Genomic DNA, 25,183 nt, shown 5'->3' with positions numbered 1-25,183 from the left:
AGCTCCGCCGGTCCGCGCGAAGTTGGTGGGCCGAGGCAGAGAGGTGTGAGCCGATGTCAGGTGAGCGTGTGCAGCACACGTCGTACTCGGTGGACGTGGCCGCCCCCGCGGGCGTGGTCTACGCGCTGCTCGCGGACACGACCCAGTGGCCGCTGTTCGTCCCGCCCAGCATCCACGTGGAACGGCTGGACTTCGACGGGACCAGCGACCGCTTCGGGATGTGGGCCACCGCCGGCGGGACGGTCACCTCCTGGGTGTCCCGGCGCTCGCTGGACCCCGCGCGGCGGACCATCGACTTCCACCAGGAGGTCCCCGCGCCCCCGGCCACCGCCATGGGCGGACGCTGGGAGGTCGACGAACTCGCCGGCGGACGCGCACGCCTGACCCTGCACCACCGGTTCGCCACCGCCCCCGGGGACGCGGCCGGCGCCCGGTGGCTCGCCGAGGCCACCGACGCCAACAGCCACGCCGAACTGGAGCAGCTCAAGCGGACCGCCGAGCAGTGGACCGCCCTGGACGGCCTCCTGCTGTCCTTCGAGGACTCCGTACGCGTCGAGGGACCCCCCGAACTCGTCTACGACTTCCTGTACCGGGTCGCGGACTGGCCCGCGCACCTGCCCGAGATCACCCGCGCACACGTGACCGAGGACCGAACGGGCGTCCAGCTGCTGACCCTGGACACCCGCGCCGCCGACGGCACCACCGACACCAGCGAGTCCGTACGCGTCTGCCTCCCGCACGCCGGACGGATCGTGTACAAGCGCACCCGCACCCCCCGGCTGCTCGCCGCGCACACCGGCGAGTGGTCGGTCGACCCGGACGAGACCGGCGTCACCGCCGTGGCCACCCACCGGGTCCTGCTGCGAGCCGAGGACATCGAGCCGGTCCTCGGCGCGGGCGCCGACCTCGCCCAGGCCCGCGACCACGTACGCCGCAGCCTGGGCGGCGCCTCCACCCGCGTCCTGCACCTCGCCCGGCGGCACGCGGAGACGGCCGTCCCGACCCTGAGCGCGAGGCGGTGACCCGCCGCCCCGGCGGCGGCCCGCGCCGGGCCCCGGCGCCCCGGGCCCACGCCGCACCCCGGCCGCGGGCCCACCCCGCCGCCCCCCTCCAGGTCGACGTGCTCCTCGACAGCCTCACCCACCCCGGCCGGGGCCTGCACACCGGGCAGCTGCACTGGCGCCTGCCCGGGCCCTTCGACGCCGAACGGTTCACCCGGGCCTGGCGGACCGTCACCGACCAGGAGGCGGTCCTGCGCACCGGGCTCGCCCCCGCCACCGGGACCGGGCCGCCCGCCGTCGCAGTCCACCCGGCCGCAGGCCCGCTGATCGTCCGCCACCCCGCGGGCAGCACCGCATGGGAGGCCCTGCTCGCCGCCGAGCGGATGCGCGAGTTCGACCTGACCCGGCCCGACCCGCTGCGCATCGCCGTCCTGGACGAGCCCGGCGGATCGGCCCGGATCCTGCTCACCTACCACCGGGCGTTCCTCGACCCCGTCAGCGCCGGGCACCTCGTCGACGCCTTCCAGCGCGCCCACGCCGCCGACGGCCGCCCCCGCGGCGGCGAACGCCGGCCCGACCTGCGCGACCACCTCCAGTGGATCGGCTCCCGGGACCGGGCCCCCGCCCGCGCCTTCTGGGCGGAGGCCGCCCCGCCCGCCGGCTCCGCCACCCTCCCCGCCGGCGACCGCGGCCGCCCCACGCACCAGCGCGGACACGGCCTGATCCGGCAGCGGCTCACCCCGGCCGAAGCGGCCCGGCTGCGTGCCTGGGCCGCCGCGCGGGGCGCCGCCGAAAGCACCGCCCTCCAGGCCGTGTGGGCGCTGCTGCTGTACCGCGCGCACGGCGGGCCCGACGCCCTGCCGGTGGCCTTCGGCGCCGCCGTGTCCGGCCGGGGCATTCCCCTCGACGGGGCCGACCGGCTGCCCGGCCCCCTGCTGGGCGCGCTCCCCGTGGCCGTGGAGGTCCGCCCCGGAGCCACCCTGGCCTCCCTGCTCGCCGCGCTCACCGGCCGGGCCGTCGACCTCTGCGCGTACGAGTGGGTCTCGGCCGGGGAGGTCCACCGCTGGTCGGGCCGCGACCCGTACGAACCGCTGACCGAGTCGGTGCTGTCGTTCCCGGCACCGCAGGAACCCCGGCCCCCCGCGCCGCCGCGCGCCCACGCCGGCCCCCGCCCCGCGGCCCCGCCGCCGGAGGCGCCGTTCGCGGAGCCCGGGGGGCCGGGGGTGCCGTCGCCTCCCGTTCAGGCGGGGGCGGGAGCGGTCCTCGGGGGTGTCGGCGGTGCCGGAGCGGTGGAGGGCTGGGAGGCACACACGGGAACCCCGCTCGCGCTGACCGCCCGTCACGACGCCCACGGCGGACTCGTGCTGACGCTCGTCCACGACCGGACCCGGATCGCCGACGCGGACGCCGACGAGATCCTCCGGCAGACGGCCCGCCTGCTGCGCGCCCTCCCGGCCGAGGCCGGCCCCGGCGCCACCGTCGCCGAGGCGCTGCGGACGCTCGACGGGAGCCCCGTGCCCCTGGCGGCCCCGCGCCCCCACCCCGCGCCCCGCACCCTGCGCGCGGCCTCCGCCCCCGGCAGCGGGCTGGTCTGCCTGCTGCGGCCGCCCGGCGCCCCCGAGGACTGCTACGACGGCCTCGCGCGCGGCCGGCGCGGCACACGGGCCCTGCTGTCCGTGGCCCCCGGGGCCACGGCCGCCCTCACCGCACTGGCCCCCGCCCTGGCCGCCGGGGTACCCGTCGTGCTCGGCGGGTACCCGGAGGTGGAGGGCCTCGCGCACGAGGTCGCGCGGCGGGTCGCCGCCCACGGCTGGCGCCGGCCGCCGGTCGCGGTCGCCGCCACCGGCCACGACCTCGCCGGGGCCCTGACCGCCGCCGGACGCAAGAGGATCCAGCCGGATTCGAGCGGTTCCTGACCGACTTCCGAGCGCGGGCGCGGACCGTGGGAAGGCCCTGCCGCCCGCCGGGACGCAGCGCAGAGGGGAGCAGACCCGTGCCGACACCCGACCTTCCGGACCTGCCGCGACTGCCGCACCTGCCCCTGGACGGGCTGCTGCGCCGCGCGGCCCTGCGTGCCCCCGGGGCCCCCGCGCTGGTCGTCGGCGCGCGGACGCTCACCTTCGGCGAACTCGACGCCCGCGTCGACCGGATCGCCGCCTACCTGGAGTGCTCGGTGGGCCGGCGCGGGGCCCGCGTCGCCGTCGTCAACACCCTCGACGCCGAGTTCGCCGCCGCCTACTACGCCACCGTCCGCAGCGGGAACACCGTCGTCGTCCTCAACCCGCTGCTCTCGCCCGTCCGGACGGCCAAGGTGCTCGCCGCGGCCGGCGCCGAGCTGGCCTTCGCGCCCCGGGCCGTCGCCGAGACGCTGTGCGCGCTGCCCGACCGGCCCGAGAGCCTGTCCCTGATCCTCGTCACCGGCGCCGAGGACGGCGCGGACCTGTGCGGCGCCGCCGTCCCCCTGGACCTCGTCCTCGACGCCGTCGCGCCGGCCGCCGGCTCCACCGCGCCCCGCCCGGCCGTCACCGTCGACCTCGACGCCGAGGCCTGCGTACAGTTCACGACCGGCACCACCGCGAGCCCCAAGGGCGTCCGGCTGACCCACCGCAACCTGGTCGCCAACGCCGTCCAGACGGCCCTCGCCCACCGCCTCGGCGAGGACTCGACCACCCTCAACCACCTGCCGCTGTACCAGCCGATGCACCTCAACTCGGCCGTCTACGCGGGCGCCTGCCAGGTGCTGTGCCCCGACCCCGACCCGCTCGACTCCTTCGCCCTCGCCGAACGGGCCGGCGCCACCCACTACTACGCCCTGCCCGCCCGCCTCCACCACCTGGTCGCGGACGAGCGGCTGCGCGGCGGCGGCCCCCTGCCGGGCCTGCCCGCCGGCCCCCGGCTGACCGCCGTCCTGTCGGGCGGCAGCGCCCTCGACCCGGCCGCCGCCCGCGCCCTCGCCGAGCGGCTCGGCGTCCCCGTCGTCCAGGGCTACGGCATGACCGAGCTCTCCCCGCTCACCCACTGCCAGCGCCTCGACGGCCCCACCGGGACCGGCTCGGTCGGCGCCCCCGTGCCCGGCACCGGCTGCCGCGTCGTCCACCCCGACACCGGCGCCCCCCTGGCCCCCGGCGAGAGCGGCGAGGTGCAGGTGCGCGGCCCCCAGCTGATGGCCGGCTACCTCGGCCGCGCCGAGCCCCCCGCCGGCCCCGACGGCTGGTTCTCCACCGGCGACGTCGGCCGCATCGGCCCGGACGGGGAACTCTTCCTCGTCGACCGGCTCGGGGACGTCTTCCTCCATGACGGGGAACTCGTCTCGCCCAGCGCCGTCGAACGGATCCTCGGCTGCGACCCCCGGGTCGCCGAATGCGCCGTCGTCGGCTGGCCCGACACCGTGCACGGCGCCGTCACCTGGGCCGGGATCGTCCTGCGCGACCCGGGTGCCGCCGGGGCCGACCCCGCGCCCGTGCTGGAACAGATCGCCGCACGCGCCAACGAGCGGCTCGCCCCCTACGAGCGCATCCGGCGTGTCGAGGCCATCGACGCCGTCCCGCGCACCCCCGTCGGCAAACCGGTACGGGGCGTGCTGCGCCGCAGCGTCCGTACCCGCGCGGCCGCCGAGGCGACCGTCTGACCACCACCCCCTTCCGCGACCGACCCACGAAGGAGCGCCCGTCATGGTGACCTACGTCAACAAGCTGAACGTCCACGGCGACCTCGTCCGCTTCCTCGACACCAAGAACCGCATGACCCGCTACGTCAGCGCCCAGCCCGGCTGCGTCAGCCACCAGACCCTGCGCCTGGTCGGCACCGCCAACTTCTTCGTGGAACTCTCCGTCTGGGAGGACACCGCCGCGCACCGCGCCGCCGTCACCAGCGAGGGCTTCCGCGAGCTGGCCCGGGAGCTCGCCGTCCTCGCCACCCGCGAGCAGGGCCTGTACGAGACGCTGCCCGAGGCCCCCGCCACCGCCGCCTGACCGGGGATCGAGCCGCGTTCCAGCCGGACTCCAGTCCGGCGGGACACCGTCGAGACCGCACCGACCGCACGACCAGGAGCATGTCCATGCGAATGTCCTCACCCACCGCGTCCCGGGTGCACTCCCAGCTCACGCTGGACGAGGTCACCAAACGCTATGACGACCACGTCGTGCTGGACCGCGTGTCGCTGACGGTCAAACCCGGTGAGAAGGCGGGCGTCATCGGCGACAACGGCTCGGGCAAGTCCACCCTCCTGCGGCTGATCGCCGGGGTCGAGACCGCCGACAACGGCGACCTGACCGTCAGCGCCCCCGGCGGCGTCGGCCACCTCCCGCAGCGCCTGGAACTGCCCGCCGGCGCCACCGTCCGCGACGTGCTGGACCAGGCCTTCGCCGACCTGCGGGACGTCGAGCGACGCCTCCACGCGGCCGAGGACGCCCTCGTCGACGACGACCCGCGGCTCCTGGAGGAGTACGGCGACCTGCTCGCCGAGTTCGAGGCCCGCGGCGGCTACGAGGCCGACGCCCGCGCCGACGCCGCCCTGCACGGCCTGGGCCTGCCCCACCTGGACCGGGACCGCGCCGTCGACACCCTCTCCGGCGGGGAGCGCTCCCGCCTCGCCCTGGCCGCCACCCTCGCCGCCGCCCCCGAGCTGCTGCTCCTCGACGAGCCGACCAACGACCTCGACGACCAGGCCGTCGACTGGCTGGAGAAGCGGCTCCAGGACCACCGGGGGACCGTCGTCGTCATCACCCACGACCGGGCCTTCCTGGAGGCGGTGACCTCCACCATCCTGGAGGTCGACCCCGACACCCACACCGTCAACCGGTACGGCAACGGCTACCAGGGCTACCTCACCGCCAAGGCGGCCGCCCGGGCCCGCTGGGAGCAGGAGTACGAGGACCACCTCCAGGAGATCGCCCGGCAGGAGAAGCTCGCGGAGAACGCGGGCCGGATGCTCGCCACGATCGCCAAGAAGGGCCCCTGGGCCTTCAGCGGCTCCGAGCACCACCGGGCCCGGTCCTCCTCCTCGTCCACATCCAGCAAGGCCCGCAACGCCAACGAGCGGCTGCGCCGGCTGCGCGAGAACCCCGTCCCGCCGCCGCCCGAGCCGCTGCGCTTCACCGCCTCCCTCGCCCTCGGCGAGGACCCCGCCCCGGAACAGGAGCAGGGCCCGCTGACCGAGCTCGCCGACGTCGAGGTGGCCGGCCGGCTGACGATCGGCGCCCTGTCGATCGCGCCGGGGGAACGGCTGCTGATCACCGGGCCGAACGGGGCCGGCAAGAGCACCCTGCTGCGGGTCCTGGCCGGGGACATCGAACCCGACCGGGGCACCGTGCGCCGGGCCGCGCACATCGGCTGGCTCCGCCAGGACGAGACGCCCAAGCACCCCCGTCGCTCGGTCCTCGCCGAGTTCGCGGAGGGCCGCCCCGGCCACCCCGACGAGTACGCCGAACAGCTGCTGTCCCTGGGCCTGTTCCGGGAGGCGGAGCTGGAACTGCCGGTGGGCTCCCTCTCGGTGGGCCAGCGCCGCCGCATCGACGTGGCCCGCCTGGTGACCCGCCCGGTGGACCTCCTGCTGCTCGACGAGCCGACGAACCACCTGTCGCCGCTGCTGGTCGAGGAGATGGAGGAGGCCCTGGCCCAGTACACGGGCGCCGTGGTCACCGTCACCCACGACCGCCGGATGCGCCGCGGCTTCCAGGGCTCCCACCTGCAGCTGGAGAACGGCCGCCCCCTCACCCCCTGACGCACAGCGCCGCCCGGGACCGCTTCGGGGCGCGGCCGTACCGGGGGTGCGCACGGCGGAGAGGCTCCACGAACGGGGCAGGGCCCACCTGGGGCGGGCCCCGCCCTGATCGGGGGCGTCAGTAGACCTCGACCGCGTCAGCCTTGTCGTTCCAGCTGCCGCCGCCGTAGTTGTAGCCGATCCTGGTGAAGTCGTAGCAGCTGCCGGCACCCATGAGCATGATCGGGTCGGGCATGAAGTCCCGGAAGTCGACGAGGGCCGCGCCGTTCTGGTAGCGGTTCACGCATCCGGAGCTGGCCTGGTCGCGGAATCCCCAGGTGCTCAGGTTCTTGGTGCCCTTCTCGCTCCACTGAAGGCGGCGGCCGGAGTAGTCGGAGTGTTCCCACACACAGACCCACCCGAAGGAACAGTCGGAGCTCGCGCGGGTGCCGGTCGGAGCCTGCGCGGGCGTCCCCTGCCCAAGCGCCTTGCCGGCCGCGTTCTCTCGCCTGGCCACCGCGGCGTTCTCGTTCACGAGGGCCGCATCTGCCTCGGCCTGGCTGCCGAAGCAGCTGACCTGGCCGTCGAGACCTTCAGCGCACACCTGGGCGCCCTGCCAGCCCTGCGAAAGGTCGATTTTCTTGCCCTTGTAGGTCGCGATGACGGGCTTCGACGCCGCGATCTCACCGCGCATCTGCTGTTCCGCTGCCGGGCTGAGCGTCCCGGTGTCAGGGGAAGCGGACGACGAGGGCGTGGCCGCTCCCGCTGAAGGTGCTGTGATGAGCATGGCGCCGGCAGCAGCAGCCACAGCGAAGACAATCCGTGTGGAACGCATGGGACCCCTCCCCTTTTTGAGCCGCCGGACGGCGGCTCGCACGTCGAACGTGAACGTGCGGCCGGGATCACCCCAGCCGCACGAGTCGGAAGAGTAGCCAGGGAGTTGCCAGGCATTCGTGAGTAAACTCACTCAGAAATCGCTTTGAGGGGCGTGTTGGTCATCTGATCGGATTATTTGGCGCGAAGATGTCCTACTGCTTGGGGGCCTGTCCTGCCTTGTCCGTGACGCCCCGGCCGATGATGGCGACTGAGGTCACCGGTGTCCCGGCCGTGCCCCATGGGCTGTCCTTGAGAGTGACGGTCCGTTCTCCCAGCAGGCGCAGACTGTCCTTGTCGAAGATCCATTCGGTGCGCTCGCCGTTGTGGACGCGGGCGACCGCAACGCCCGTGCGTCCGGCAGCGTCCGTCGCCTCGGGGACCATGACGACGCCCGGGATGCGTGCTGCCGCGCGGTAGAGGGCGGCGCTCACGCCGGGCGGAGCCTCGACCGCCCGCAGCAGATCACCGATGGCGACGAACGCCTGCTGGTCGGGGCCGGTGGTCGATCCCGAGTCGGGGCCGTGGTTGAGACGGGCGTCGGCGTAGATCTTCTCCAGCAGTCGGGCGGGGTCGGTCGGCAGTGACTCCAGGAAGCGGTAGGTGGGGCCGTTGATGGTGGCCTTGTCCCTGCCCGGTGCGGGGTCCGTCTTGTCGCCCTGTGCGGTGCGGGTGAGTGTGCCGGCCGATCCGTCGACGGAGACCCAGTGCTCGGCGGATTCGTCCGTGCGGGCTGCCGACATTCCCCCTCCCTTGGTCTCGGACAGGGAAGTGGAGTGCCCCTTGGTCTTCGTGTAGAGGAACTGGCCGTCCCGGACCGACGGCGCGGGTGCCGACTGGGCTGCCAGAGCCACGCGGTCCAGCAGTTGCACCGCTGCCGGCTCGGGCCGGGCGGCGGCGGGTCGCTCATCGGAGCCGTCCACGCCGAGAGTGACGGCCAGGGCCACGGCGCATGTCGCGGCACCTGCTGCGAGGAAGAGTGCCATCGGGCGACGGAACCGGGCGCGGACGGGGGTGGGGTGCGTGCTGTTCGCCGTTTCGCGCATCAGGTGCTCCTTGATCCGGTGGTGTCCCTGGAACGGCAGGTCCGCATCGGAGAGACCGGGTAGACACCGGAGGGTCTCCGCCCGCTCGATCGGGTCAGGTCGTGCGTCAGGGGCGGCGTTCACAGGTTTCCCTCCCGGGCGGTTCGGGACGCGGGGACGTGTCTGGAGGCTGGGGGCTCCGCGAGATGGGCGGCTGCGAGTTTGCGCAGGCGGGCGCGGGCACGGGAGAGCCGGGAGCGCACAGTGCCCACCGATACCCCACAGGCCTGGGACACCTCGTCATGGCTGAGGCCGGACCATACGTGCAGCAGGAGGATCTCGCGGTCCGTGCGCCGTAGTCGGGTCAGCACCGCCAGAGCCGCCGCGGCCTGTGCCGCGTCGGTGATGCGGGACACGACCACGTCCGCCACGTCGGGAACGGCACCGGGCGGAGGCAGACGGGCTATGGCGTCGTTGTGGCGGCGCGCTGCCCGACGGGTGTTGCGCATGACGTTCGTTGCGATGCCGAAGAGCCAGGCGCGGTGGCTCGCCACCTCGTCGAACGAATCGCGGAGCCGCCATGCCTCAAGGAAGGTGAGGGAGACGATGTCCTCAGCCCCGGCGGGGTCGGCGGTCATGCGGACGGCATGCGCGTACACCGCCCGGGCGTGTGCGTCATAAATGTCCGCGAACAGTTGGTGGTCCACACTGGGTAGTGTCCGTAGACCCCCACCCGTTGCACGTGACCTCGGTCACATGGCGAGTGGCCCCTTGCGGCCGGCCGCCCGGCGCACCTCGTCCAGTAGGTCGGCCTGCCGCCTCGATTCCGTGTCGAGCAGCGGCAGGCCGGGGTGGTCCGGGGAGGTGACGGCGGTGGCGAAGAACGTGAGGACGGCCTCGAAGTGGTCCTCGGCGGGGACGCGCAGCTCCCTGGTCTCCGTGCCGGTCCGCAGGAGGACGACCGGGGAGTGGTCGGGTGCCGTCGTGTAGACGTGCTCGACGGACAGGGTGCCCGCGCTGCCCTGGACCTCGTACCAGGAGCGGTAGTGGTGCTCCATCCCCCACCGCACCTGCGCCGTGGCCCCGTCGGGTGCGGCCAGCAGGGCGGAGCCCGACAGGTCGACTCCGCGGCGTTCGTCATGGCGCAGCACCGCCCCGGCCACCGTGAGGTCCGTGCCGAGCAGGCGCAGGGCGGCGCGCAGCGGGTAGACCCCGTTGTCGAGGAGGGCGCCGCCGCCGAGCGCCGGATCGTAGCGGGTGTCGCCGTCGGGCCGGGGCGGGATGGTGAACGCGGCGGACACCGCGCGGACGGTGCCGAGGACGCCCGAGCCGAGCAGTCCGGCGACCGTCCGCTGGGTGGCGTGGTGCAGGAACATGAAGTTCTCCAGCAGCACCAGTCCCCGCCGCGCGGCGAGCGCGAACAGCCGCCGCGCGTCGGCGCCGTTCGTCGCCAGGGGCTTCTCCACGAGAACGTGCTTGCCGGCCTCCAGGGCCCGCTCCGCCCACGGGGCGTGCAGCATCGTCGGCAGGCACAGGTAGACGGCCTCGACGTCCGGGCGGGCCAGCAGCTCCTCGTACGAGGCGGCGGGCTCCCCGCCGAAACGGGCCGCGAACGCCGCCGCCCGCGCGGGGTCCCGGGCCGCGACGGCGGCGAGGGCCGCGCCGGGGACACGGGCCAGCGCGGGCAGCGTGCGGCGGGCGGCGATGTCGCCGCAGCCGAGCAGGCCGAGGCGCAGGGGGGCGGGCATGGGCGTCCTCGGGGGTGCGGGGCTCCGGGCCGGGCGGGGGGCGATCAGTACAGGGTGTGGGCGCAGACGACGAGCGTGCGCAGCTCGACGTCCAGGTGGTTGCCGTACGCCAGCAGCTCGGTCAGCTGGGCGAAGGTCAGCCAGGCGAAGTCCTCGGGCACGTCCTCACCGAAGTCCTCGCCGGCCTCGACGATCACGTACCGGTTCTCGGCGTGGTGGAAGCGGCCGCCCTCCTCGGACTGCACCGCGTCGTAGCGGACCCGTCCGGCGGGCGCCGCCAGCACGTCCGCGAGGAACGGCGGGAACGGTTCGCGGCCCGGCCCGGTGTGGTCGGCCGGCCGGCAGTGCACGGTCGGCGCGAGTTCGGCGACGTTGAGGTGGCCCACGTCCACGCGGGCCTGGACGAGGGCGTGCAGGACCCCGCCGACGGGCTTGACCACCAGCGCCATCAGCCCGGGCACCTGCGGCTGGATCAGCGGCTGGCTCCAGGACGCCACCTCGCGGTTGGCGGCGCGGACGTCGGCGCCGATGACCCGGAAGCGGCGGCCGCCGGTGTGGCCGATCTCCCGCGCGGTGCGCAGCCAGCCGTCCTCGGCCACCTCGTCCAGCGGGACGCGCCGCTGGACCAGCTCCCGCCGGGCGCGGATCCCCGTCAGCCAGCTGAGGATCTCCGCCGTGGTGTGCCGGGCGGGCGCCGACGGGTCGTGGAAGGAGCGCAGCACCGGCGTGGCGGCGCTGCCCTCCCCGTCCGAGGCGCCGGCGGTCGGCAGGCACGCCAGGATCGAACGGGTGTCCATGTTGACCACGTTGTCCAGGCGCAGCAGCCGCAGCAGCTGGCCGAGGGTCAGCCAGCGGAAGTCCGGGCCCGCCTCGACGTCCTCGTCGACCTCCACGACCATGTTGCGGTTGCGTTTGGCGAGGAACCAGTCGGCCTGCTCGGACTGGAGGGCGTCGACCAGGACCCGGGCCCGCCCGCGCTCCAGGAACAGGTCCAGGTACGGGATCCCGCGCCCCCGGTGCACCCCGGTGAAGTTGCTGCGGGTGGCCTGCACGGTCGGGGAGAGCTGGAGGGTGTTGACGTTGCCCGGCTCCATCTTGGCCTGCATCAGGAAGTGGAGCACGCCGTCGATCTCCCGCGCGACGATGCCCAGCAGGCCGACCTCCGGCTGCACGATGATCGGCTGCTTCCAGCCGCGCGCGGGCAGGCCGTCGGCGTGCACGTGGAGGCCCTCCACGGAGAAGAACCGGCCCGACTCGTGCCGCAGGTTGCCGGTCCCCTCCTCGAAGTACCAGCCGCGCAGCTCGGCGAACGGGACGGGGGTCACCCGGAAGTCGCCCGCCCGGGCCTGCCGGGCCAGCCAGCCCGGCACCCCGTCGACGGGCGTGGCCGCGCTGTCGGGCGTACGGGCCGACAGCAGCACGCGGCGGGCGGTGTCCGCCCGGTCGGCGGCGACGGCCGCCCGGGGCACGGCGGTGGTCTCAGAGGGCATCGGCCAGGGCCCCCTCGATGACGGCGCGGACCTCGTCCGGGCGCTCGTTGAGGAAGAAGTGACCGCCGGGCAGCACGCACACCCCGAACGGGCCGGCCGCCACCTCCGACCAGCGGCAGGCGTCCCGTACGGGCACGTTCGGGTCGCGGTCGCCGGTCAGCACCGTCACCGGCGTCCGCAGGGCCTCCCCCGGCCGGTACCGGTACGCGCCGGCCAGCTCGTAGTCGCTGCGCAGGGCGGGCAGCACCATCCGCAGCAGCTCCTCGTCCCGCAGCACCGCCGGCTCGGTGCCCTGGAGTCGGGCGATCATCGAGATCAGCGCGTGGTCGTCCAGCAGGTGCCCGGTGTCGCGGCGCGGCACCGTCGGCGCCCGGCGGCCCGAGAGGAACAGGTGGACGGGCCGCTCCCCGAGCCCGGCGAGCCGGCGGGCCGTCTCGAAGGCGAGGGTGGCGCCCAGGCTGTGCCCGAACAGGGCGAACGGCCGGCCGGTCCACTGCCGCAGCTCCGGCAGCAGCGCCTCCACGAGCTCCTCGACGCTCCGGGCGAAGGGCTCCGAGCGGCGCTCCTGGCGGCCCGGATACTGCACGGCCAGCACCTCGACGCCCAGCGGCGCGAGGGAGGAGGCCAGGGTGAGGAAGGAGCTGGCCGAGCCGCCGGCGTGGGGGAAGCACACCAGCCGCACGGCCGCGGCCTGGAGCGGGCGGAAGCGGCGCAGCCACGCGTCGAGGACGCGGTCCGGGGCGCGTGTGGCGGTGGGCGTGGTCACGGGCGGATCAGCTCCTCGGGCGGGTCTGGCGTCAGGAGAGCGGCGCGGTGCGCGGGCGCGGCGGCGCGCAGGAGGTGTGGCGGGGCAGCCGGCCGGACGCCAGGACCTCGGCGAGCGAGGGCGCCGCCGCGTCCTTCGGGGAGCGGACGGGCGGCTCGGTCAGCCCCCACGGAAGGGCCAGTTCGGGGTCCAGCGCGTCGAGGTCGACCATCGCCCCCGGCACGTACTCGGCGGACAGCAGATAGGTGACGCAGGAGCCGTCCTCCAGGGCGAGGAAGGCGTGCCCGATGCTGCCGGGCAGGTACAGGGAGACGCCCTCCGCCGCGTCGAGCCGGGTCATCGCGTACCGGCCGAAGGTGGGGGAGCCCACCCGCAGGTCGACCATGAAGTCGAGGACCGCGCCGCGCACGCAGGTGACCAGTTTGCTCGCGTCCGCCGGCACGTCGCCCACGTGGATCCCGCGCAGGGTGCCCCGGCGGGAGACCGAGCTGTTGACCTGGCGGACCGTGAACGGCAGGCCCGTCTCCTCGGTCAGCCGGCTGTACCGGGCCGCCTCGTAGAAGTGGCCGCGCTCGTCCTCGTACCGCTGCGGGAAGATCCGGTACGTGCCGGGCAGTTCCGTCTCAACGACGCGCACCGGCGCCACCCCCGCCCGTCCCGGCGGGCGCGGGGGCGGTGGCCGCCTTCAGCGGCTCCCACCAGGCGCGGTTCTCCCGGTACCAGGCGACCGTGTCGGCCAGCCCCTGCTCGAAGGGGACCCGCGGGGCGTACCCGAGCTCGGCGGAGATCTTCGCGATGTCCACCGAGTAGCGGCGGTCGTGGCCGGCCCGGTCCGCGACCCGCCGTACGGCCGAGGCGTCCCGCCCGCACAGCTCCAGCAGCCGCCCGGTCAGCTCCGCGTTGGTCAGCTCGGTGCCGCCGCCGATGTTGTACACCTCGCCGGGCCGCCCCTTCGCCGCGACCAGCGCGATGCCCCGGCAGTGGTCGTCCACGTGCAGCCAGTCGCGGCTGTTGCCGCCGTCCCCGTACAGCGGGACGCCGAGGCCGTCGACCAGGTTGGTGGTGAACAGCGGGACCACCTTCTCCGGGAACTGGTACGGCCCGTAGTTGTTGGAGCAGCGCGTCACGCACACCTCCAGCCCGTGCGTGCGGTGGAAGGCCAGCGCCAGCAGGTCGGAGGCCGCCTTGGACGCCGCGTACGGGGAGTTGGGCTCCAGCGGGTGCTCCTCGGGCCAGGAGCCCTCGGGGATCGACCCGTACACCTCGTCGGTGGAGACGTGTACGAACCGGCCCACCCCGGCGTCCACCGCCGCCTGGAGCAGCGTCTGCGTACCGAGCACGTTGGTCCGTACGAACGCCGACGCGTCGGCGATCGACCGGTCCACGTGCGACTCGGCGGCGAAGTGCACCACCAGGCCGGTGCCCGCCATCAGCTCCGCGACCAGCGCGGCGTCGCAGATGTCCCCGTGGACGAACTCCAGCCGCGGATGCCCGGCCACCGGCTCCAGATTGGCGGGGTTCCCCGCGTAGGTGAGGGCGTCCAGCACCACCACCTCGCCCTCGCCGAGGTCCGGGTAGGCGCCGGACAGCAGCTCTCTGACGAAGTGCGAGCCGATGAAGCCCGCACCTCCGGTCACCAGGACGCGCATCGCGAAGGGGCCTTTCTGGAAAGAGGGGGACGGTTGCTCAGGCGGCCGGGGTGTCGGCCCGCTCGCTGCGCGCGGCCCGGCCTGCGAGCTGGCGCACGTAGTTGCCGTAGCTGGAGTCGCCCAGCTCGCGGCCGAGCGCGAAGCACTGCTCGTGGCTGATGAACCCCATCCGCAGGGCGATCTCCTCCACGCAGGCGATCCGCTCGCCCTGCCGCTGCTCCAGCAGCTGCACGTACTGGCCGGCCTGGAGCAGCGAGTCGTGCGTGCCCATGTCCAGCCAGGCGAAGCCGCGCCCCAGCTCGTTGAGCCGGGCCCGGCCCTGCGCCAGGTACACCCGGTTGACGTCGGTGATCTCCAGCTCGCCGCGGGACGACGGGGTGAGCCCCTTGGCGATCTCCACGACGTCGTTGCCGTACAGGTACAGGCCCGTCACCGCCAGGTTGGAGCGGGGCACCGCCGGCTTCTCCACGAGGGAGACCAGCCGCCCCTCGGAGTCCAGTTCGCCCACGCCGTAGCGCTCGGGGTCCTGTACGGGGTAGCCGAACAGTTCCGCGCCGTCCAGGCGGCGGGCCGCCTGCTGGATCAGCGTGGAGAAACCGGGGCCGTGGAAGACGTTGTCACCGAGGATCAGCGCCACCGGGCTGTCGCCGATGTGCTCCTCGCCGATCAGGAAGGCCTCCGCGATCCCGCGCGGCTCCTCCTGCTCCGCGTACGTCAGCTCCAGGCCCAGCTGGGAGCCGTCGCCGAGCAGCGAACGGAACATCTCCAGGTGGTTCTTGGCCGAGATGATCTGGATCTCCCGGATCCCGGCCAGCATCAGCACCGACAGCGGGTAGTAGATCATCGGCTTGTCGTAGACCGGCAGGAGCTGCTTGGACAGCGTCCCGGTCAGCGGGCGCAGCCGGGTGCCGCTGCCGCCCGCCAGGACGATGCCCTTGAGCGGGCGGCGGGACCCCTGGCCGCCGAGCGCGGCGACGCCCGACAGGGTCGGAACCTCAATCATGGCTGCTCTCCGTGGCGTCACGGACCGCCGAGATGACGGTCTCCACATCCTTCGCGGTCAGCTGCGGCCCCATGGGCAGGCTCAGCACCTCGGCGGCCAGCCGCTCGGAGAGGGGCAGCGGGCCGTGCGCCGTCCCGGCGTAGGCGGGGGACCGGTGGACGGCGACCGGGTAGTGGACCAGGTTCTCCACCCCGGCGTCCGTCAGCGCGGCGCGCAGCCGGTCCCGGTCGGCGCAGCGGACCACGTACTGGTGCCACACCGGCTCCGCCCAGGGCCGTACCCCGGGCACGGTGATCCCCGGCAGGCCGGCGAGGCCCTCCGCGTAGGCGGCGGCGACCGCGCGGCGGCGGGCGTTCCAGGCGTCGAGCCGGGTCAGCTTGACCCGCAGGGCCGCCGCCTGGATCTCGTCGAGACGGGAGTTGGTGCCCTGCTCCTCGTGCCGGTACTTCACCCGGGAGCCGTAGTTGCGCAGCAGCCGGATCCGCTCCGCGAGCCCCGCGTCCGAGGTGACCACCGCCCCGGCGTCGCCCAGGGCCCCCAGGTTCTTGCCCGGGTAGAAACTGAACGCCGCCGCGTACCGGGAGCCGATGCGCCGGCCCCGGTGGCGGGCCCCGTGCGCCTGGGCGGCGTCCTCGACGACCGCGATGCCCCGGGGGGCGGTCACGGCGTCCAGCGCGTCCAGGTCCACCGGGTGCCCGTAGGTGTGCACCGGCATCACCGCCCGGGTCCGCGGGGTGATCGCGGCCGCGACCCGGGCCGGGTCGATCAGGTACGAGTCCGCCTCCGGCTCCACCGGCACCGGCCGGGCGCCCGTCGCGGACACCGCGAGCCAGGTCGCGACGAAGGTGTGCCCGGGGACGATCACCTCGTCGCCCTCGCCGACGCCCAGCGCGCGCAGCGTCAGCTCCAGGGCGTCCAGCCCGCTGCCGACCCCGACGCAGTGGCCGGCGCCGCAGTAGCGGGCGAACTCCTCCTCGAACGCCTCCAGTTCGGGGCCCAGCAGATAGCGGCCCGAACGCGTCACCCGCAGCACCGCCGCGTCGAGCTCCTCCTGGAGGCCGTCCAGGGCGTGCAGGTCCCGCAGGTCGTGGAAGGGCACGCGGACCGCGGCGGTCGCCGTCACAGCCACCCCTTCCGCGCGTCGGCCAGGAACTCGTCGTAGTCGCGGTAGTAGTCCGCCTCGTCGTAGTGCAGCGACGCCAGGACGAGGCTGACCGCGCCCTCCGAGAAGTTGCTCAGGTCCCGCCACACCATCGGCCCGACGTACAGGCCCCGGCCGGCGTCGCTCAGCTCGTACTCGGCCTGGTTGACCCCGTCGTCCACGGTGATCGTGAAACTCCCGTGCACGGCGATGATCAGCTGTTCCAGCGCCCGGTGGGCGTGGCCGCCGCGGGACGATCCGACATCCAGGTCGTGCAGGTAGTACACCCGTCTGATCGGGAAGCCCGCCGTCCATCCGGACTCGACGACGGACAGCTTGCCGCGCTCGTCGTTGTGCTGCTCCAAGTCGATGAAGGCGCAGGGTTTGCCCCTGCCCACCTTCGCTTCCGTGGTGATGCCCACCGCCATACGATCGCGCTCCCTGGTTGCCCTGGTACGAACCGTCCCGCCCCGGCTACGGCCTCAGCTCCCGTCCCGGCCGCCGGCCGGACGGACGACGGAGACCGGCAGGTGACGGGCGGTCAGCTGGTCGGCCTCGTAGAACTCCGCCTTGTCGTGGTGGACCGTGAACGACTCGAAGGCGTCGAACGCCAGGTTCAGGAACACCTTCGCCTCGATCCGGGCCAGGAACGCCCCGAGGCAGTGGTGGATGCCGTGGCCGAACGCCATGTGCTTGTTCGCGGACCGGTGCACGTCGAAGGTGTCGGGGTCCGGGAACTGCGTCTCGTCGCGGTTGGCGGACGCGCTCCACGCCGTCACCATCTGGCCGGCCTTCATCGGCACGCCCAGGATGTCGGTGTCCTGCGTCAGCAGCCGGAAGATGTTGTTGAACGGGCTGCGGTAGCGCAGGGTCTCCTCCACCGCCGCCGGGATCAGCGACCGGTCGGCGCGCAGCTCCGCCTGTGCCTCCGGGTGCTCGTCCAGCACGATGAACAGGTTGCTCAGCAGGGTGGCACTGGAGATGTGGCCCGCCGTCAGCAGCAGTGCCACGATGTTGACGATCTCCTCGTCGGTGAGCCGGCGGCCCTCCACCTCGGACTCGATGAGCCCGCTCATCAGGTCGTCGGTCGGCTCCGCCCGCTTCTCGGCGATCTTCGCGTACAGGTACGCCGCCCACTCCTTGATGGCCGGGCCCATCGTCTCCGCGAAGTCGTCCGGCAGGTTCGGGTACTCCATGCCCTCGTTGTTGAGGATGACGTCGACCCACTCGCGGAACAGGTCCTGGTCGGCGGCCGGCACGCCCAGCAGCTCCGCGATCACCGTCACCGGCAGCGGGTACGCCAGGTCCGTGACCACGTCGATGTCGGTCCGGTCGCCCAGCCCCGCGAGGAGCTCCTTGGTGATCTCCTCGATGCGCGGCTCCAGCGCCGCCATCCGGCGCGGGGTGAACGCCTGGCTGACCAGCCGGCGCAGCGGACCGTGCTTCGGCGGGTCGATGCCGCCGAAGGTGCCCGGACCCATCAGCAGCGCCAGCTCCTCCGGCACCGGGAAGACCGGCGAGAAGTCCGAGGAGAACACCTGCGGGTTGGTGGAGACGGTGTTGTAGTCCTCGTACGAGAACACCTGCCAGGCGAAGCGCGTCGAGTCCCAGAAGACCGGCGCCTCGGCCCGGGCCTTCTTGAACCACTCCAGCAGCTGGGCGGCGTTCGCCTCCGCCGGCTGCGCCAGCGGGTGCGGGGCCTCCTCGGGGGCCTGCGCCCCGTCCTCGGCCACGGCGTCCAGGGCCACGGCGTCCTCGGCCGCGGCGGCCTCGGTGGTCTGTGTCGTCATGTCGGCTTTCCTCAGCTCGGTTTCGGCGGGAGTCGGAGGGGGGCGGCGGGGCGCGGAAGGCGGTGGGGGGAGCGGCCCGGGTCAGGCGCCGGCGGGGACCGGGGCCAGCAGCCCCTCGATCGCGTCCGCAGCCGCTACGGGACCGCCCGCGGACTCGATCTCCCCGCGCAGCCGCGCCACGGCGGCCCGGACGCCCTCGTCACCCGCGACGGCCAGCACGGTCTCCCGGATCAGCTCCGGCGAGACGTCCTTGCGCAGGATCTTGGCGCCCACGCCCAGCTGCTCGACGCGCGTGGCGGTCGCGTGCAGCTCCGCCATCTGCGGCACCGAGATCACCGGCACGCCCTCGGAGACGGCCTGGAGCACGGTGCTCGTACCGCCGTGGTTGATCATCAGCGTGGCGTGCTCCAGCACCGCGCCCTGCGGCACGAACCGGTGCACCCGGATGTGGTCCGGCACCTCGCCCAGCTCGCCCTCGGCCACCCCGCCCGCGTGCGCGATCACCACGTCCCAGTCGAGGTCCGCGAAGGCGTCCACACAGGCGCGGAAGAACGACGGCTGCTTGTTGTACAGGGTGCCCAGCGAGATCAGCGCCAGCGGCCGGCCCGTCCGCGGGGCCTCCCAGTCGCCGTGGAAGCTGTTCGCGCTCGTGCACGGCCCGACGAAGTTGACCTCCTCGCCGAACGTGTCGCCCGCGTACTGGAACGCCCGCGGCAGGTAGACCAGCGCCGGACCCGAGTGGACGTCGTCGGCGAACTCGCCGATCCCCTTCTCCACCCCGTGCTCCGCGAGCAGCCCCGCCACGACCCCGAACAGCTCGCCCGTCTCCGGGTCCTCCTGCTGCTCCTCGGCCGTGTCCACCGGCGGGTGCAGCGACCAGTGCTCGTTCGCCACGTACGTGGGCGTGCTCCGGATGACCGGGACCCCCCACTTCGCCGCCAGGATGTGCCCGCTCCAGAACGACGACGGGTCGCACACGAACACGTCGGGACGGTTCTCCGGCGTCCCGAAGTGCGCCTCGAACGACGGAAGCGTCTGCTGCGTCATCGCCAGCATCCACTTCATCATGTTCAGGAACTCCTGCTGGTCGGTGTACGACGCGGAGTCCTGCTGCGGCACCATCGTGTCCAGGAACTCGTCCTGGTCCATCGGGTACGGAAGGAACTCCGCGCCCGTCGCGAGCACGCGCTCGCCGTAGTTCTCCGACAGGGCGTAGCTGACCCGGTGGCCGCGCGCGACCAGCTCCCGGGCGACCGACAGCGTCGGATTCACATGACCCGCCGCAGGGAGGATGAAGAACGCGATATGCGCCATCGAGGCAGCCTTTCGAATCTTGAATCGATGCAATGGAAATTAAATGCACCGGCAGTCCGGGCGCAAGTGCGGAGTTGACATAGTGTCCGTCCGCTCTCCGGCCGCCCACCGCCCTGCCGGTCCCCACTAAAATCGCCGTGGACCCCCACTCAATTCCACCTCGAATATTCCGGGGAATTCCGGGCTAGTTGACATAGTCATCGGCCCCCTCGCGGCACGCCCACCGCACTGTTGTTGGGTGACAGGGCCCGTGCTTCAGAGGAGACCCAGCCATGACCTGCCCTCATGCCGCCGCAGGAGCCGTCCGGACCTACCCCTTCGGTGACCGCGTCGACCTCGAACTCGACCCGGCCTACGCCGAACTCCGGAAGACCGAACCGGTCGTGCGGGTCCGCATGCCCTACGGCGGCGAAGCCTGGCTCCTCACCCGTCACGCCGACGTCAAGAAGGCCTCCGCGGACCCCCGTCTGAGCATGCACGCCGGCGCCGACCGGGACGTCCCCCGCGCCGCACCCCGGGCCCTCGACTCCGTCGGCCTCATGGGCATGCCGCCCGAGGCACACGCCCGGCTGCGCCGCCTCGTCTCCCGCGCCTTCACCGCCCGCCGCGTCGCCGGACTGCGCCCGCGCATCGCCGAGATCACCCACGGACTGATCGACTCCCTCGTCGCCGACGGCGGCCCCGCCGACCTCGTCCAGCGCCTGGCCCTGCCCCTGCCCACCGCCGTGATCTGCGAGATGCTCGGCATCCCCCACGACGACCGGCACATCTTCCGCGCCTTCACCGAAGCCCTGATGTCCGCCAGCCGCCACACCGAGGAAGAGGTCGCCGCGGCCGCCGAGGAGTACGCCGACTACCTGCGCGGCTACGTCGCCAAGCGCCGCGAACAGCCCGAGGACGACCTGCTCAGCGCCCTGATCGAAGCCCAGGACGAAGGCGGACAGCTCAGCGGGAACGAACTGCTCATGCTGGTCGGGGGCATGCTCATCGGCGGCCACGAAACCACCGCCGGCCAGCTCGCCGGTCAGATCGCCCTGCTGCTCGGCGGCGACCGCACCCACTGGGAGGAGCTCTGCGCCCGGCCCGCCCTGGTGCCCTCCGCCGTCGAGGAACTTCTGCGGATCGTCCCCCTGTGGTCCAGCGTCGGGCCCAGCCGCGTCGCCACCGAGGACATCGAGATCGGCGGCGTCACCATCCGCGCGGGCGAGGCCGTCGTCTACTCCCTCGCCTCCGCCAACCGCGACGAGGACGTCTTCGAGGACGCCGGCTCCCTCGTCCTGGACCGCGCCGCCAACCCCCACCTCGCCTTCGGCCAGGGCCCCCACTTCTGCCTCGGCGCACCCCTGGCCCGCGCTGAACTCCAGTGCGCGCTCGAAGCCCTCACCACCCGGCTCCCCACCCTGCGCCTCGCCGTCCCCGAGGGGGAACTGGCCTGGCACGAGGGAATGCTGGTACGCGGCCTCGTGGAGCTCCCGGTCACCTGGTGACCGCCCGCCGACTTTTTCGCGAATTTCCGTGACCGGGAATATCGCATTTCATCTCTGGCCATGGAGAATCGATGACCCCCAAGACGGGTGAGCAGTACGTTGGTGATAACGGCATAGCCGTCGTGGGGCTCGCCTGCAGACTGCCCGGGGCGGCCACCCCAGAAGAATTCTGGCAGCTGCTGCGCAGCGGCCGGAATTCCGTCACCCGGCAGGAGGACGGCACCTGGCGCGCCGCCCTGGAGAACCACGGCGACTTCGACGCCGAATTCTTCGGCATGACCGCCGCGCAGGCCGCCGCCACCGACCCGCAGCAGCGCCTGGTCCTCGAACTCGGCTGGGAGGCCCTGGAAGACGCGGGCATCCTCCCCGCCCGGCTCTCCGGCACCCGCACCGGCGTGTACGTCGGCATCGCCTCCGACGACTACGCCACCCTCGCGGGCCGCGCCGGCGGAGCCGGCGGCCACAGCGCCGCAGGCCGGCACCGCGCGATGACCGCGAACCGGCTCTCCCACTTCCTCGGACTGCGCGGCCCCAGCATGGCCGTCGACACCGCCCAGTCCTCCTCCCTCGTCGCCGTCCAGCTGGCCTGCGAGAGCCTGCGGCGCGGGGAGACCGACCTGGCCGTCGTCGGCGGGGTCAACCTGATCCTCGCCGACGACAGCACCACCCTCATGGAACTCATGGGGGCCCTCTCCCCGGACGGCCGCTGCCACACCTTCGACGCCCGCGCCAACGGCTACGTACGCGGCGAGGGCGGCGCGGCCGTCGTCCTCAAGCCGCTCGCCCGGGCCCTCGCCGACGGCGACCGCGTCCACTGCGTCATCAGGGGCGGGGCCGTCAACAACGACGGCGGCGGCCCGAGCCTGACCACCCCCGACCGGGCGGCCCAGGAGGCCGTGCTGCGCGAGGCCTACGAGCGGGCCGGCGTGGACCCGGCACGGGTCGGACTCGTCGAACTCCACGGCACCGGCACCCGCGCCGGCGACCCCGTCGAGGCCGCCGCCCTCGGCACCGTCCTCGGTGCGGCCCGCCCCGGGGCGCCGCTCCCCGTGGGCTCCGCCAAGACCAACGTCGGCCACCTGGAGGGCGCGGCGGGCCTCGTCGGCTTCCTGAAGGCCGCCCTCGCCGTCCGCGAAGGCGAACTCCCGCCGAGCCTCAACTACGAGACCGCCCACCCGGACATCCCGCTCGACGAGCTGAACCTGCGCGTCCAGACCGCGCTGGAGCCGTGGACCGAACCCGAGGGGCGCACGCGCCTCGCCGGCGTCTCCTCGTTCGGCATGGGCGGCACCAACGCGCACCTGGTGCTGGAGGAGGCCCCGGCGCCGACCCCGGCCCGCGCCGAACACGGGCGGCCGCCGGTCGTCCCGGTGGTCGTGTCCGGCCGCACCGGCGAGGGCCTGCGCGACCAGGCCGCCCGGCTCAGCGCCCACGTCGAGCACACCCCGGAGCTGGACCTCCTCGACGTCGCCCACACCCTCGCCGCCGCCCGCACGGTCTTCGGCCACCGCGCCGTGGTCCTGGCCGGCGACCGGGAGCAACTCCTGACCCGCCTGGAACGGTCGGCGGTGCACGGCGTCGCCGGGGAGACCGGGCGGACGGCGCTGGTGTTCCCGGGCCAGGGGACGCAGTGGGTGGGGATGGGTGCGGGGCTCCTGGAGTCCTCGCCCGTGTTCGCGGCCAGGCTGCGGGAGTGCGCGGACGCGTTGGCGCCGTTCGTGGACTTCGATGTGGTGGAGGTGGTGCGGGAGGGCCGTTCTCTGGATCGGGTGGACGTGGTCCAGCCGGTGACGTGGGCGGTGATGGTGTCTCTGGCGGAGGTGTGGCGTTCGCTGGGTGTGGTGCCGGATGCGGTGGTCGGGCATTCGCAGGGTGAGATCGCCGCTGCGGCTGTGTCGGGTGCGTTGTCGTTGGAGGATGCCGCCCGGGTCGTGGCGTTGCGTGCCGCCGTGATCGGTCGTGAGCTGGCCGGGTTGGGCGGGATGGCGTCCCTTCCGTTGCCGTTGGCCGAGGTCGAGGAGCGGCTGACGGGCTGGGCGGGTCGCCTCGGGGTGGCTGCTGTGAACGGGCCGTCGAGCACGGTGGTGGCCGGTGACGCTGATGCCGTGGCCGCTTTTGTGGCGGAGGCGCAGGCGGAGGGGGTCCGGGCGCGTCAGGTGCCGGTGGACTACGCCTCGCACTCGGCGCACGTGGAGCGGATCGAGGCCGAGCTGCTGGAGGTTTTGGGGCCGATCGTTCCGCGGCGGCCCGAGGTTCCCTTCTACTCCACCGTCACGGGTCAGCTGGTCGACACGGCCGCGCTGGATGCCGCGTACTGGTACTGCAACCTGCGGCAGCCCGTCCGTTTCGAGGACACCGTCCGCGCGCTGCTCGGCGAGGGCTTCGGCACGTTCGTGGAGTCCAGCGCCCACCCCGTCCTGGCACTCGGCATCCAGGAGACGGCCGAGGCGGTGGGCACGGACGTCACCGCCGTGGGTTCGCTCCGGCGCCAGGAGGGGAACCTGGAGCGGTTCTTGACCTCCGCCGCCGAACTGTTCGTCCGGGGCACGGACATCGACTGGGCCTCCCTCTTCGAAGGGACCGGCGCGCGTCGCGTCGACCTCCCGACGTACGCCTTCCAACGGACCCGCCACTGGCTCGGCGAGACCACGGCCGACGCGGACACCCGCCCGGCAGCGGCCGACGAGACCCTGCTCAGCCGGGAACTGCGGGGCCTCTCCGAACACGAGCAGCTCGACCACGTCCTGGAACTGGTCCGCGTCCACGCCGCCGCCGTGCTCGGACACCCCTCCCGGGAGTCGATCACCGCCGAGCGGACGTTCAAGGAGCAGGGCTTCGAATCCATCAACGGCGTCGAGCTGCGCAACCGGCTGCGCGCCGCGACCGGCCTGCGCCTGCCCACGACCCTCATCTACGACTGCCCGACCCCGCTCGCCGTCGCCCGCCTGATCCGGGACGCGGCGGCCGAGGCCACGGCCTCCGGCGGCGTCGTCGAGCCCGCCCCCGCCCCCGCCCGACGCGAGCGGCCGCACCCTGGACAGGAGACGGACGACCCGATCGCGATCGTGGGGATGGCGTGCCGTTTTCCGGGTGGGGTGTCGTCTCCGGAGGGGTTGTGGGACCTGGTGTCCTCGGGGGTGGACGCGGTGTCGGCGTTCCCGGGGGACCGGGGGTGGGATGTCGAGTCGCTGTTCGATCCGGAGCCGGGTGTCGCGGGGCGTTCGTATGTGCGGGAGGGGGGTTTCCTGCATGAGGCGGGGGAGTTCGATGCGGGCTTCTTCGGTATTTCGCCGCGTGAGGCGGTGGCGATGGATCCGCAGCAGCGGTTGCTGCTGGAGACGTCGTGGGAGGTGCTGGAACGGGCCGGGATCCCGGCGTCCTCGTTGAGGGGTTCACGAGCCGGCGTCTTCGTCGGCGCCATGTCGCAGGAGTACGGCCCCCGCCTGCACGAGCCCGCGCAGGGCTACGAGGGCCACCTGCTGACCGGCAACACCGCCAGCGTCATGTCCGGCCGCATCTCGTACGTCCTGGGTCTGGAGGGCCCGGCGGTGACGGTGGACACGGCGTGCTCCTCCTCCCTGGTGGCGTTGCACCTGGCCGCCCAGTCCCTGCGCACCGGCGAATGCGACGTCGCCCTGGCCGGCGGCGTCGCGGTGATGGCCGCACCCGGCATGTTCGTGGAGTTCTCGCAGCAGCGGGGTCTGGCCGCTGATGGCCGGTGCAAGGCGTTCGCGGACGCGGCGGACGGCACGGGCTGGGCCGAGGGTGTGGGCATGCTGCTGGTGGAGCGGCTGTCGGACGCGGTGGCCAAGGGGCATCGGGTGCTGGCGGTGGTGCGGGGTTCGGCGGTGAACCAGGACGGTGCCTCGAACGGTCTGACGGCGCCGAACGGGCCTTCGCAGCAGCGGGTGATCCGGGCGGCGCTGGACGGTGCCGGTCTGGGTGTGGCCGATGTGGACGTGGTGGAGGCGCACGGGACGGGCACGAGGCTGGGTGACCCGATCGAGGCGCAGGCGCTGTTGGCGACCTATGGTCAGCGGTCTGTCGAACGGCCTTTGTGGCTGGGGTCGTTGAAGTCGAACATCGGGCACGCGCAGGCGGCTGCCGGTGTGGGTGGTGTCATCAAGATGGTGATGGCGCTGGAACACGGGCGTCTTCCGAAGACGCTGCACGTGGATGCGCCGTCTTCGCAGGT

The 25,183-nt window shown here is 73.6% G+C and carries 20 protein-coding genes; 7 read left to right on the top strand and 13 right to left on the bottom strand.

Annotated features, from left to right (window positions below; all coding sequences use genetic code 11):
- Window positions 1-53: 53 nt before the first annotated feature.
- The 5 genes from WDV06_RS23680 to abc-f all read left to right on the top strand — a co-directional run bounded on the left by WDV06_RS23680 (window position 54) and on the right by abc-f (window position 6,723).
- Window positions 54-1,022: an aromatase/cyclase gene (locus tag WDV06_RS23680; protein ID WP_395511787.1), complete on the top strand. Its 969-nt coding sequence runs from the start codon at window positions 54-56 to the stop codon at window positions 1,020-1,022.
- Window positions 1,019-2,917 carry a condensation domain-containing protein gene (locus tag WDV06_RS23675; RefSeq protein ID WP_395511786.1) on the top strand — a complete coding sequence of 633 codons (1,899 nt, stop codon included), beginning with the start codon at window positions 1,019-1,021 and terminating at the stop codon, window positions 2,915-2,917. The genes WDV06_RS23680 and WDV06_RS23675 overlap by 4 nt, the downstream gene beginning before the upstream one ends.
- A gap of 77 nt (window positions 2,918-2,994) precedes the next feature.
- Window positions 2,995-4,629, top strand: a complete 1,635-nt coding sequence (locus tag WDV06_RS23670; protein ID WP_395511785.1) for a class I adenylate-forming enzyme family protein — start codon at window positions 2,995-2,997, stop codon at window positions 4,627-4,629.
- 43 nt (window positions 4,630-4,672) lie between these two features.
- Window positions 4,673-4,972, top strand: a complete 300-nt coding sequence (locus WDV06_RS23665; protein ID WP_395511784.1) for an antibiotic biosynthesis monooxygenase family protein — start codon at window positions 4,673-4,675, stop codon at window positions 4,970-4,972.
- A 92-nt stretch (window positions 4,973-5,064) separates the two neighbouring features.
- Window positions 5,065-6,723 (top strand): ribosomal protection-like ABC-F family protein, encoded by a 1,659-nt coding sequence (gene abc-f, locus WDV06_RS23660; protein ID WP_395511797.1) that lies wholly within the window; start codon window positions 5,065-5,067, stop codon window positions 6,721-6,723.
- Window positions 6,724-6,841: 118 nt separating this feature from the next.
- Here the strand turns inward: abc-f and WDV06_RS23655 are convergent, their stop codons facing one another.
- The 13 genes from WDV06_RS23655 to WDV06_RS23595 all read right to left on the bottom strand — a co-directional run bounded on the left by WDV06_RS23655 (window position 6,842) and on the right by WDV06_RS23595 (window position 19,501).
- Window positions 6,842-7,537 (bottom strand): peptidase inhibitor family I36 protein, encoded by a 696-nt coding sequence (locus WDV06_RS23655; RefSeq protein ID WP_395511783.1) that lies wholly within the window; start codon window positions 7,535-7,537, stop codon window positions 6,842-6,844.
- A gap of 193 nt (window positions 7,538-7,730) precedes the next feature.
- Window positions 7,731-8,621, bottom strand: coding sequence for a CU044_5270 family protein (locus WDV06_RS23650; protein ID WP_463668224.1), 891 nt, complete (start codon window positions 8,619-8,621; stop codon window positions 7,731-7,733).
- A 119-nt stretch (window positions 8,622-8,740) separates the two neighbouring features.
- Window positions 8,741-9,307, bottom strand: coding sequence for an RNA polymerase sigma factor (locus tag WDV06_RS23645; RefSeq protein ID WP_395511781.1), 567 nt, complete (start codon window positions 9,305-9,307; stop codon window positions 8,741-8,743).
- 45 nt (window positions 9,308-9,352) lie between these two features.
- Window positions 9,353-10,348 (bottom strand): Gfo/Idh/MocA family protein, encoded by a 996-nt coding sequence (locus tag WDV06_RS23640; RefSeq protein WP_395511780.1) that lies wholly within the window; start codon window positions 10,346-10,348, stop codon window positions 9,353-9,355.
- A gap of 44 nt (window positions 10,349-10,392) precedes the next feature.
- On the bottom strand, window positions 10,393-11,838 hold the full coding sequence (locus WDV06_RS23635; RefSeq protein WP_395511779.1) for an NDP-hexose 2,3-dehydratase family protein: 1,446 nt from the start codon (window positions 11,836-11,838) through the stop codon (window positions 10,393-10,395).
- The gene (locus WDV06_RS23630) at window positions 11,828-12,604 is read right to left on the bottom strand and encodes a thioesterase II family protein (protein ID WP_395511778.1); all 777 of its coding nucleotides are present in this window, start codon (window positions 12,602-12,604) and stop codon (window positions 11,828-11,830) included. The genes WDV06_RS23635 and WDV06_RS23630 overlap by 11 nt, the downstream gene beginning before the upstream one ends.
- A gap of 31 nt (window positions 12,605-12,635) precedes the next feature.
- Complete coding sequence (locus tag WDV06_RS23625) at window positions 12,636-13,241, bottom strand: dTDP-4-dehydrorhamnose 3,5-epimerase family protein (RefSeq protein WP_395511777.1); 606 nt, start codon at window positions 13,239-13,241, stop codon at window positions 12,636-12,638.
- Window positions 13,228-14,253, bottom strand: coding sequence for a dTDP-glucose 4,6-dehydratase (gene rfbB / locus WDV06_RS23620; RefSeq protein ID WP_395511776.1), 1,026 nt, complete (start codon window positions 14,251-14,253; stop codon window positions 13,228-13,230). The genes WDV06_RS23625 and rfbB overlap by 14 nt, the downstream gene beginning before the upstream one ends.
- Window positions 14,254-14,290: 37 nt before the next feature.
- On the bottom strand, window positions 14,291-15,256 hold the full coding sequence (rfbA, locus tag WDV06_RS23615; protein WP_395511775.1) for a glucose-1-phosphate thymidylyltransferase RfbA: 966 nt from the start codon (window positions 15,254-15,256) through the stop codon (window positions 14,291-14,293).
- Window positions 15,249-16,379, bottom strand: a complete 1,131-nt coding sequence (locus tag WDV06_RS23610; protein WP_395511774.1) for a DegT/DnrJ/EryC1/StrS family aminotransferase — start codon at window positions 16,377-16,379, stop codon at window positions 15,249-15,251. Before WDV06_RS23610 ends, rfbA begins: the two co-directional genes overlap by 8 nt.
- Entirely contained in the window at window positions 16,376-16,825 is a 450-nt protein-coding gene (locus WDV06_RS23605) for a sugar 3,4-ketoisomerase (RefSeq protein WP_351888932.1), read from the bottom strand. The genes WDV06_RS23610 and WDV06_RS23605 overlap by 4 nt, the downstream gene beginning before the upstream one ends.
- 54 nt (window positions 16,826-16,879) lie before the next feature.
- On the bottom strand, window positions 16,880-18,187 hold the full coding sequence (locus tag WDV06_RS23600) for a cytochrome P450 (RefSeq protein WP_395511773.1): 1,308 nt from the start codon (window positions 18,185-18,187) through the stop codon (window positions 16,880-16,882).
- Between the two features lie 81 nt (window positions 18,188-18,268).
- A complete protein-coding gene (locus WDV06_RS23595; protein WP_395511772.1) occupies window positions 18,269-19,501 on the bottom strand; it encodes a macrolide family glycosyltransferase in 1,233 nt (410 codons plus the stop codon).
- A 272-nt stretch (window positions 19,502-19,773) separates the two neighbouring features.
- On the opposite strand from WDV06_RS23595, the gene WDV06_RS23590 reads away from it, so the two are divergent.
- Window positions 19,774-20,988 carry a cytochrome P450 gene (locus WDV06_RS23590; protein WP_395511771.1) on the top strand — a complete coding sequence of 405 codons (1,215 nt, stop codon included), beginning with the start codon at window positions 19,774-19,776 and terminating at the stop codon, window positions 20,986-20,988.
- A 71-nt stretch (window positions 20,989-21,059) separates the two neighbouring features.
- The coding region (locus WDV06_RS23585) for a type I polyketide synthase (RefSeq protein ID WP_395511770.1) at window positions 21,060-25,183 on the top strand (4,124 nt) is incomplete at its 3' end.

The sequence above is a fragment of the Streptomyces racemochromogenes genome (assembly GCF_044129415.1).
Lineage (GTDB): Bacteria > Actinomycetota > Actinomycetes > Streptomycetales > Streptomycetaceae > Streptomyces > Streptomyces racemochromogenes_A.
This window is presented reverse-complemented; position numbering and strand designations above follow the sequence as displayed.

Bases quoted from the DNA above. Each gene is read 5' to 3' on its own strand.
- WDV06_RS23680 (WP_395511787.1), top strand. From the start codon at position 54: ATGTCAGGTGAGCGTGTGCAGCACACGTCGTACTCGGTGGACGTGGCC.
- WDV06_RS23665 (WP_395511784.1), top strand. From the start codon at position 4,673: ATGGTGACCTACGTCAACAAGCTGAACGTCCACGGCGACCTCGTCCGC.
- abc-f (WP_395511797.1), top strand. From the start codon at position 5,065: ATGTCCTCACCCACCGCGTCCCGGGTGCACTCCCAGCTCACGCTGGAC.
- WDV06_RS23655 (WP_395511783.1), bottom strand. From the start codon at position 7,537: ATGCGTTCCACACGGATTGTCTTCGCTGTGGCTGCTGCTGCCGGCGCC.
- WDV06_RS23650 (WP_463668224.1), bottom strand. From the start codon at position 8,621: ATGCGCGAAACGGCGAACAGCACGCACCCCACCCCCGTCCGCGCCCGG.
- WDV06_RS23640 (WP_395511780.1), bottom strand. From the start codon at position 10,348: ATGCCCGCCCCCCTGCGCCTCGGCCTGCTCGGCTGCGGCGACATCGCC.
- WDV06_RS23635 (WP_395511779.1), bottom strand. From the start codon at position 11,838: ATGCCCTCTGAGACCACCGCCGTGCCCCGGGCGGCCGTCGCCGCCGAC.
- rfbB (WP_395511776.1), bottom strand. From the start codon at position 14,253: ATGCGCGTCCTGGTGACCGGAGGTGCGGGCTTCATCGGCTCGCACTTC.
- rfbA (WP_395511775.1), bottom strand. From the start codon at position 15,256: ATGATTGAGGTTCCGACCCTGTCGGGCGTCGCCGCGCTCGGCGGCCAG.
- WDV06_RS23605 (WP_351888932.1), bottom strand. From the start codon at position 16,825: ATGGCGGTGGGCATCACCACGGAAGCGAAGGTGGGCAGGGGCAAACCC.
- WDV06_RS23600 (WP_395511773.1), bottom strand. From the start codon at position 18,187: ATGACGACACAGACCACCGAGGCCGCCGCGGCCGAGGACGCCGTGGCC.
- WDV06_RS23595 (WP_395511772.1), bottom strand. From the start codon at position 19,501: ATGGCGCATATCGCGTTCTTCATCCTCCCTGCGGCGGGTCATGTGAAT.
- WDV06_RS23590 (WP_395511771.1), top strand. From the start codon at position 19,774: ATGACCTGCCCTCATGCCGCCGCAGGAGCCGTCCGGACCTACCCCTTC.